General features: G+C 71.2%; 6 protein-coding genes. 4 read left to right on the plus strand and 2 right to left on the minus strand.

The annotated features are described in order from the left end of the window. Window positions 1-669: 669 nt before the first annotated feature. From ACWEO5_RS37310 to ACWEO5_RS37320, 3 genes are all read left to right on the plus strand, one after another. Window positions 670-1,971 (plus strand): extracellular solute-binding protein, encoded by a 1,302-nt coding sequence (locus ACWEO5_RS37310; RefSeq protein ID WP_452166527.1) that lies wholly within the window; start codon window positions 670-672, stop codon window positions 1,969-1,971. A 208-nt stretch (window positions 1,972-2,179) separates the two neighbouring features. Beyond that, window positions 2,180-3,238, plus strand: a complete 1,059-nt coding sequence (locus ACWEO5_RS37315; RefSeq protein ID WP_452166528.1) for an SIS domain-containing protein — start codon at window positions 2,180-2,182, stop codon at window positions 3,236-3,238. Window positions 3,239-3,649: 411 nt separating this feature from the next. Next, entirely contained in the window at window positions 3,650-5,170 is a 1,521-nt protein-coding gene (locus ACWEO5_RS37320; protein ID WP_452166529.1) for a sensor histidine kinase, read from the plus strand. A gap of 369 nt (window positions 5,171-5,539) precedes the next feature. Here the strand turns inward: ACWEO5_RS37320 and ACWEO5_RS37325 are convergent, their stop codons facing one another. Both ACWEO5_RS37325 and ACWEO5_RS37330 read right to left on the minus strand, forming a co-directional pair. After that, complete coding sequence (locus ACWEO5_RS37325) at window positions 5,540-5,791, minus strand: WhiB family transcriptional regulator (RefSeq protein WP_014138019.1); 252 nt, start codon at window positions 5,789-5,791, stop codon at window positions 5,540-5,542. Between the two features lie 343 nt (window positions 5,792-6,134). Further along, window positions 6,135-7,106, minus strand: coding sequence for a diacylglycerol/lipid kinase family protein (locus tag ACWEO5_RS37330; RefSeq protein WP_452166530.1), 972 nt, complete (start codon window positions 7,104-7,106; stop codon window positions 6,135-6,137). A 51-nt stretch (window positions 7,107-7,157) separates the two neighbouring features. Between ACWEO5_RS37330 and ACWEO5_RS37335 the strand changes: the two genes are divergently transcribed. Beyond that, complete coding sequence (locus ACWEO5_RS37335) at window positions 7,158-7,595, plus strand: hypothetical protein (RefSeq protein WP_344559049.1); 438 nt, start codon at window positions 7,158-7,160, stop codon at window positions 7,593-7,595. The last annotated feature ends 54 nt before the right edge of the window (window positions 7,596-7,649 follow it).

The raw sequence follows: 7,649 nt of genomic DNA on the forward strand, positions 1-7,649 counted from the left end.
AGCGCCTCGACCGCCGCCTCGGTGGTCTCGGCGGTGTAGATGCCGGTGGACAGGTACTTCCAGCCGCCGTCGGCGACCACGAATCCCGGCGCGGAGGCGCGGACCCAATACCGGGGACCGCCACCCCGCTTTTCCGGCGGCCCGGAAAAGCCGGGCCGGAATCACGGCCGGGCGTTCCGCGGATTTCCCCGCACCGCCGCCGCACCGCCGCACCGCCCGGGCCCGCACCCGCTGCCGCGCGGACCGCTCGTCCCCGTCCGGTCCGCGGGCGTCCCGCGTTCCGCCGCGGGTGCGGCGGTGGCGGGGTGCGGGACGGGTCCGGTGGCGGTCGATCCCGGGCCCGGCGGAAGTCGTGCGTATCCGACGGACGGCGGGCCGGTCGCCGGCCGGGCCCCCGGCGGCCGGGCCGGATAAACCGGGGCCGGTGATTTCGGGAATTGGGCGTGATCCATTTCCCTCACCGAGGGTCACCTTAAATGAGCCTAAAGTCATGCGCGGAGCGCGGTTCCGAGGTCCGTTGACGTGGCCGGGACAGGCAAGGCAACGGATTGACAACGAGCAGGGTGCGAAACCGCACCTGCGTTGACGCCTCAAAATGGTCTAGGCCAAGATCCGAAAATCTGGTCTGTACCACTGCGCAGACCTCCCCGCCCCCATCCGGAGGAACGCGTGAAGCGTCAGGTACTGGCCACGCTCAGCACCGCAGCCCTGTTGGCCACCGCCGCGGGCTGCTCGTCCGGTAGCCCGTCCCCTTCGCCGACGAACGTCGACACGAAGAACGTGACCGGCACCGTGACCGTCTGGCTGATGGACGACGCCCAGAAGAGCTGGCCCGAGCTGGTGCAGCAGGTGAACGACGAGTTCGCCGAGAAGTACCCGAAGGTCCAGATCAAGCTGAGCTACCACGAGTGGGGCAAGAAGGTCTCCGAGCTGGACGCCGCGATCGCCGCCGGCCAGGCCCCGGACGTGGTCGAGCTCGGCAACACCGAGACGCTGAAGTACATCGTCGACGGCTCGCTGCTGAAGCAGGAGGCCAACACCTTCGACAACTCCGACAACTGGATCAAGGGTCTGGTCGACACCTGCACCTACCAGAGCACGCTGTACTGCGTGCCCTACTACGCGGGCGCCCGGGTCGGCATCTACAACTCGAAGATGTTCCAGGACGCCACCGGCTCCGCGGACTTCCCGCAGACCGAGGAGGCGCTGATCGACGCCCTCGACAAGATGGCGACCAAGAACAAGGGCATCAGCGGCTACTCCCCGCTGTACCTGCCCGGCCCCTACTGGTACGCCGCGATGTCCTACGTCAACGCCTACGGCGGCTCGATCGCCAAGTTCGACGGCGGCGGCACCTGGCACGGCACCCTGCACGACGCCAAGTCGCAGCAGGGCCTCCAGCACTTCGTCGACCTGGTGCACGACTACAACAAGGGCGACCTCAAGGTCAACGAGCAGGACCAGGCCAAGGTGCTCGGCCACGAGAAGGCCGGCCTGATCTACGCCAACGGCTGGGAGCAGAGCGTCGCCACCGCCCCGATCACCGGCACCCCGGCGCTGAAGGACGTGCTCAAGGTCGCCGCGATGCCCGGCCCGAACGGCAAGCCGCTGCCGTCCTTCATCGGCGGCTCCGACCTGGCGGTCACCGCCAAGTCGCAGAACGCCCAGGCGGCCAGCGACTGGGTGCGGATGTTCACCAGCAGCAAGTCCGAGCAGCTGCTCGCCGACAAGGACACCCTGCCCAACAACCTGGTGCAGCTCGCCCCGCTGAAGAACAAGCCCAACACCGCGGCCGCCGCCAACGCGGTCCAGGACGCCTGGTTCACCCCGCTCGCCCCCGGCTGGGGCGCGATCGAGAAGCAGAACATCCTGCCCAACATGCTGAACGCGATCTTCTCGGGCAAGACCGTCGAGCAGGCCACCAAGGAGGCCGACGCCGAGATCGACCAGCTGATCAACAAGCAGGGCTGACCGGCCGGCCGACCGGCCGACCGCGTCCCGAACCCTGAGACCGGGCCCCGCGGCACCCGCACGGAGTGTGCCGCGGGGCCCGGTCGCACGTAGGATCGCCTCAGAACAGTTCCACGCAGCGAGGGTGCGGTCTCGCCGCCGTTCAGAGGTCCCCGTCGGGCATCCCGCCCCACGGGGTCGAACCATCTCTCCACGGAGGCACACCCCGATGTCCGACCCGCAGACTGTTTCCGTACCCGGCAGGATCATGTCGGCGGAGATGGCCGAGCAGCCGGCCGTCCTGCAGCGCATCCTCGACGAGGGCGCGCCCGCGATCCGTGAGATCGCCGCGCAGATCGCCGCCCGCAACCCGCGCTTCGTCCTGCTGACCGCCCGCGGGACCTCCGACAACGCCGCGCTGTACGCCAAGTACCTGATCGAGGTGCTGCTCGGCAAGCCGGCCGGCCTGACCTCGATGTCCACCACCACCGCGTACGGCGCCAAGCCGGACCTCACCGACTGCCTGGTCGTCACGGTCAGCCAGTCCGGCGGCTCGCCCGACCTGGTGGCCTCCACCAAGGCGGCCCGCGAGGCCGGCGCGATCACCCTGGCGGTCACCAACAACGCCGCCTCGCCGCTCGCCGAGGTCTCCGAGTTCCACATCGACGTGCTGGCCGGGCCGGAGAAGGCGCTGCCCGCCACCAAGACCTACACCGCCGAGCTGCTGGCGCTGTACCTGTTCGTCGAGGGCCTGCGCGGCGGCGACGGCTCCGCGGCGAAGGCGCTGCCCGAGCTGGCGGCCGGCATCCTGGCCCGCCAGGGCGAGGTCAAGGACCTGGCCGAGCGCTACCGCTTCGCCCAGCGCCTGGTCATCACCTCGCGCGGCTACGGCTACCCGACCGCCCGCGAGGCGGCGCTGAAGCTGATGGAGACCACCTACATCCCGGCCTCCCCGTTCTCCGGCGCCGACCTGCTGCACGGCCCGCTGGCCATGGTCGACAACGTCTCGCCGGTCATCGCGATCGTCCCGGACGGCAAGGGCGGCGAGGCCCTGCAGCCCGTCCTGGACCGCCTGCGCGGCCGCGGCGCCGACCTGGTCGTGGTCGGCCAGCAGGACCAGGTGGACGCCGCCAGCGCGGGCTTCGCGCTGCCGGCCGGGGTGCCCGAGGAGGTGCAGCCGATCCTGGAGATCCTGCCGCTGCAGCTGCTGGCCTACGAGGTCACCATCGCCCGCGGCCAGGACCCGGACGCCCCCCGCGCGCTCGCCAAGGTCACCGAGACCCACTGAGACGCGCGAAGCCGCCCCCGCGAGGTGCTCGCGGGGGCGGCTTCGCCGTTGTCCGGGGGAGTGCGCTGAAAGCTTCACCGGGCCGGAGGGGGCTCCGAAGGCCGCGCGGGGCGCGCGGGGCCGGAAAACACTACGGGCCACGGCGCCGACACGGGACCCTCAACCCGTGCGGCACCGTAGCCCGGAGCTGTATGCCGGAGGCGGGGACCGTCCGAGGGTTGTGCGGGACCCTCGTACGACGCCTCCGACCGAGGAGGGGCCTCGCGCGGTCAGGGCAGTTGCGCGGAGGGCCTCTCCTTGGTGCATGTTCATTGTGGACTAGACCAATTGCGGTTGTCCAGGGGTGCCCCGGAATTGGTCTGGACAACCTGTGACAGCGTGCCCGGGGGCGGTCGGCGATACCCTCACCGTGTGCCCTCGCTGAACGAACTCGTCCGCCGCCACACCACCCTCACCGGTGCCGACGTGGAGTGGCTGCACCTCCTGGTCTCGGAGTGGCAGCTGCTCTCCGACCTCTCCTTCGCCGACCTGGTGCTGTGGATCCCCACCTGGGACGGCATCCGCTACGTCTCGGTGGCCCAGATGCGGCCCAACACCGGCCCCACCTCGTACCAGGACGACATGGTCGGCCACCTGGTGCCCCGCGGCCGCCGACCGCTGCTGGACGCCGCCTACGACGAGGGGCGGATCGTCCGCGAGGGCGACCCGGAGTGGCGGGAGGAGGTGCCGGTGCGGGTGGAGTCCATCCCGGTGCGACGGGACGGCAAGGTGCTCGGCGTGATCGCCCGCAACACCAACCTGCTGACCGTGCGCACCCCCAGCCGGCTGGAACTCACCTACCTGCAGAGCGCCTCCGACCTGGCCCAGATGATCGCGGCCGGGACCTTCCCCTTCCCGGGCGCCGAACAGGCCGACATGGACGCCGCGCCCCGGGTCGGCGACGGCCTGATCCGGCTCGACGTCGAGGGCGTGGTCACCTACGCCAGCCCCAACGCGCTGTCCGCCTACCACCGGCTCGGCCTCACCACCGACCTGGTGGGCAGTCACCTCGGCAAGGCCACCGCCGAGTTGGTGCCGCCCAGCCGCGGCGCCGTGCACGAGGCGATGGTGAAGATGGCCAGCGGCTGGGCACCCCGGCAGACCGAGGTCGAGGCGCAGGGCGGCGTGGTGACCCTGCGGACCATCCCGCTCAAGCCCAAGGGCACCCCCACCGGCTCCCTGGTGCTCTGCCGGGACGTCACCGAACTGCGGCGCCGCGACCGCGAACTGATGACCAAGGACGCCACCATCCGGGAGATCCACCACCGGGTGAAGAACAACCTGCAGACCGTCGCCGCGCTGCTGCGGCTGCAGTCCCGCCGGATGGACTCCGCCGCCGGCCGGGCCGCCCTGGACGAGGCCGTCCGCCGGGTCGGCTCGATCGCCATCGTGCACGAGACGCTCTCCCAGGCCCTCGACGAGTCGGTCGCCTTCGACGAGATCGCCGACCGGGTGCTGGCCATGGTGATGGAACTCTCCCAGGACGGCCGGGTGGTGGCCCGCCGCAGCGGCTCCTTCGGCATCCTGTCCGCCGAGGTCGCCACCCCGCTGGCGATGATCCTCACCGAGCTCACCCAGAACGCCCTGGAGCACGCCTTCGGCCCCAGCGCCTCCGGCAACCTGGAGGTCAGCGCGCTGCGCGGCCGCGCCCCCGCCGGCGGCAAGGGCTGGTCGGACACCTGGAACAACGGCGTCAAGCCCGAGGAGTACCTGCTGATCACCGTGCAGGACGACGGCCGCGGCATGCCCGAGGGCTTCGACCCGCAGCGGGCCGGCAACCTCGGCCTGCAGATCGTCCGCACCCTGGCCACCGGCGAACTCGGCGGCAGCTTCGACATGGTGGCCGCGCCCGAGGGCGGCACCAAGGTGGTGCTGGAGATCCCCGTCCCGTAGCCCCGGCCGGGGCAAGGCCCCGCCGGGGTGGCGGGGCCACCGGGCGGGCCCGGAGACAGAAACGAGGCCCCGCCGACCGGGGGGGGTGGGTCGGCAGGGCCTCTCGACCCGGTCCGGCCGTCGGGGGGAGTCGGCCGGAACGGGGGCTTCTGGTGTGGCGCGACGCCCGCCCCGTGCGTTGCGCACGGTGAGCGCCTCAGGCCAACGATATTGCTCTAAGTGAACAGTATCAAGTGCCTGGGCGGCTCGCGTCGTCGGCCCCGCAGATGGAGCGGGGCCCGTTCGGGAAGGCTCGGCCGGCCAATCGCGGCCGAACCCTTGATCATGGGTTGATCCGTACTGCCACTGACAGTTCGTCAGTTCGGTGCGTCAGGCGGTGCGGGCCCGGTTGCGGGCGGCGCGGCGCTTCATCGCGCGACGCTCGTCCTCGCTCATGCCGCCCCAGACGCCGGCGTCCTGGCCGGTCTCCAGCGCCCACTGCAGGCACTGCTCCATCACGGGACAACGGCGGCACACGGCCTTGGCTTCCTCGATCTGCAGCAGAGCGGGGCCGGTGTTCCCGATCGGGAAGAACAGCTCCGGGTCCTCTTCGCGGCAGACAGCGCGGTGGCGCCAGTCCATGGTCGTCCAACTCCTCCGGTCGACGGGCGGTGGCCCGCGACTCACTCGAATGGCTTGTGAATGTGAACGCTTTCACGAATCCCGCAACAGCAAAAGGGACCTAAGGCCCATCGGGCCCGGGCGGTCTTCGCTGAGGGGGGTTCGGCGATTCGAGGGGCTCTCCCGCGGTGTCCCGCTGTGGTGTGTCCCGATCGCCATGTAGAGGTTCGCAAACCTCGAAGCCGGATACAACCCCCTTCGGCAAGAAAGTTTTGATTCTTCGGTGTCGCCTACCTCACAGGCGGTACTTCTATGGGGTGAAGGGGCTCGAACGTTCGAGTGCAAGGCAGGGGCCCCCTTCTGGTCACACAATCACACGCAGTGCCCGCCGTACGCCTGTGAAACTGACGCGACTCCTGTCTCCAAGGTGGTCTCCGTCGACCTGAAACGGGGCCGGTTCCTCTGAAACCAAGGTGAAGTGCCGAACGTCGTGATAGGAGACGAGGTGCTTCCCGGAGGGGCCGGCCGGGCGCTCACCGCCCTCCGCGGCGGGCAGCGGGCGGAGGATCTGACGGACCGTTCGAGCGGTCCGGAACGCGGTCATTCGAGTGATGCCGAAGATGTCGAGGTCGGTTTCGAAGGACGCGGCGGGCGAGGGGAAGACCGGCCGGGAACCCAGGAACGTCCACGGCGAAGTGTTCGAAACTATGGCCATCACCATGCCGGGCACCGGGTCCCGGCCGTTGATCTCCAGGGAGATCGGCCCGGAACGGCGGTGCTCACGCTCGGTGACGTAGTGCCGGAGCGCCTCCACGACATAGAGCGCGTGGGTGGATCTGCGCCCCGCACGGCGCTGGCGCTCCACCCGGCCGACCACGCCCGCGTCGAAGCCCAGGCCCGCCGTGAAGGTGAACCAGCGGTCCGGCAGCCCGTCGGTCAGCGCCTTGCCCAGGCCGATCGCCCGCTCCCGGCGGTCCGCCAGCGCGTCCAGCAGCGCGCCGGTCGCCTCCACCGGGTCGTTCGGCAGGCCCAGCGCCCGGGCGAACACGTTCGTCGACCCGCCCGGCACCACCGCCAGCCGCGGCACCCGCTCGCCCGGGCCGTGCGCCAGCAGGCCGTTCACCACCTCGTTGACCGTGCCGTCGCCGCCCAGCGCCACCACCAGGTCCACCGACCCGTCCTCGGCCGCCTGCCGGGCCAGGTCGCGGGCGTGGCCCCGGTACTGGGTCTGGGCTACGTCCAGCTTCAGGTCGCTGCGCAGGGCGTGGATCAGCACGTCCCGGGTCCGGCCACTGGTGGTGGTCGCCTTCGGGTTCACGACCAGGAGAGCGCGCATGGTGATCAGCCTACGACCCGCCCGGCACGAGCCCACCGTTACCCTGGCCCGGTGACCGCTGAATCCGCTCCCGCCACCGCCGCCCCCGCCGCCGCCCGGCCCGCCCCGCTGCTCGTCGGCGCGGCGCTCACCGCGCTGGAGGGCGCGGCGATGGCCGGCTGGGGCGTCTACAACCTGATCTCCGGCTTCACCGGCGCGGACGCCGACTTCGGTCGCGCCGAGCTGGGCGGCCTCGTCCTGCTGCTGATGGGCCTGCTGCCGGTCCTGGCCGGCCGCGCGCTGCTGCACGGGCGGCGCTGGGGCCGCAGCCCCGCCGTGCTCACCAACTCCATCTGCCTGCCCGTCGCGTACTACATGTGGCAGTCCGGCGGCGTGATGGCCGCCGTCGGCGCCGCGGTCGGGGTGCTCGGCCTGGTCGGCATCGGCTCGCTGCTCAACCCGAAGGTCACCGCCGTGCTGTACGGCACCCCCGGCGACGAGCAGCGGTAGCACCCGGACAGCGCCGCAGGGCCCGTCCCCGGGCGTGGGGACGGGCCCTGCGGC

Source organism: Kitasatospora sp. NPDC004272, from assembly GCF_053603035.1.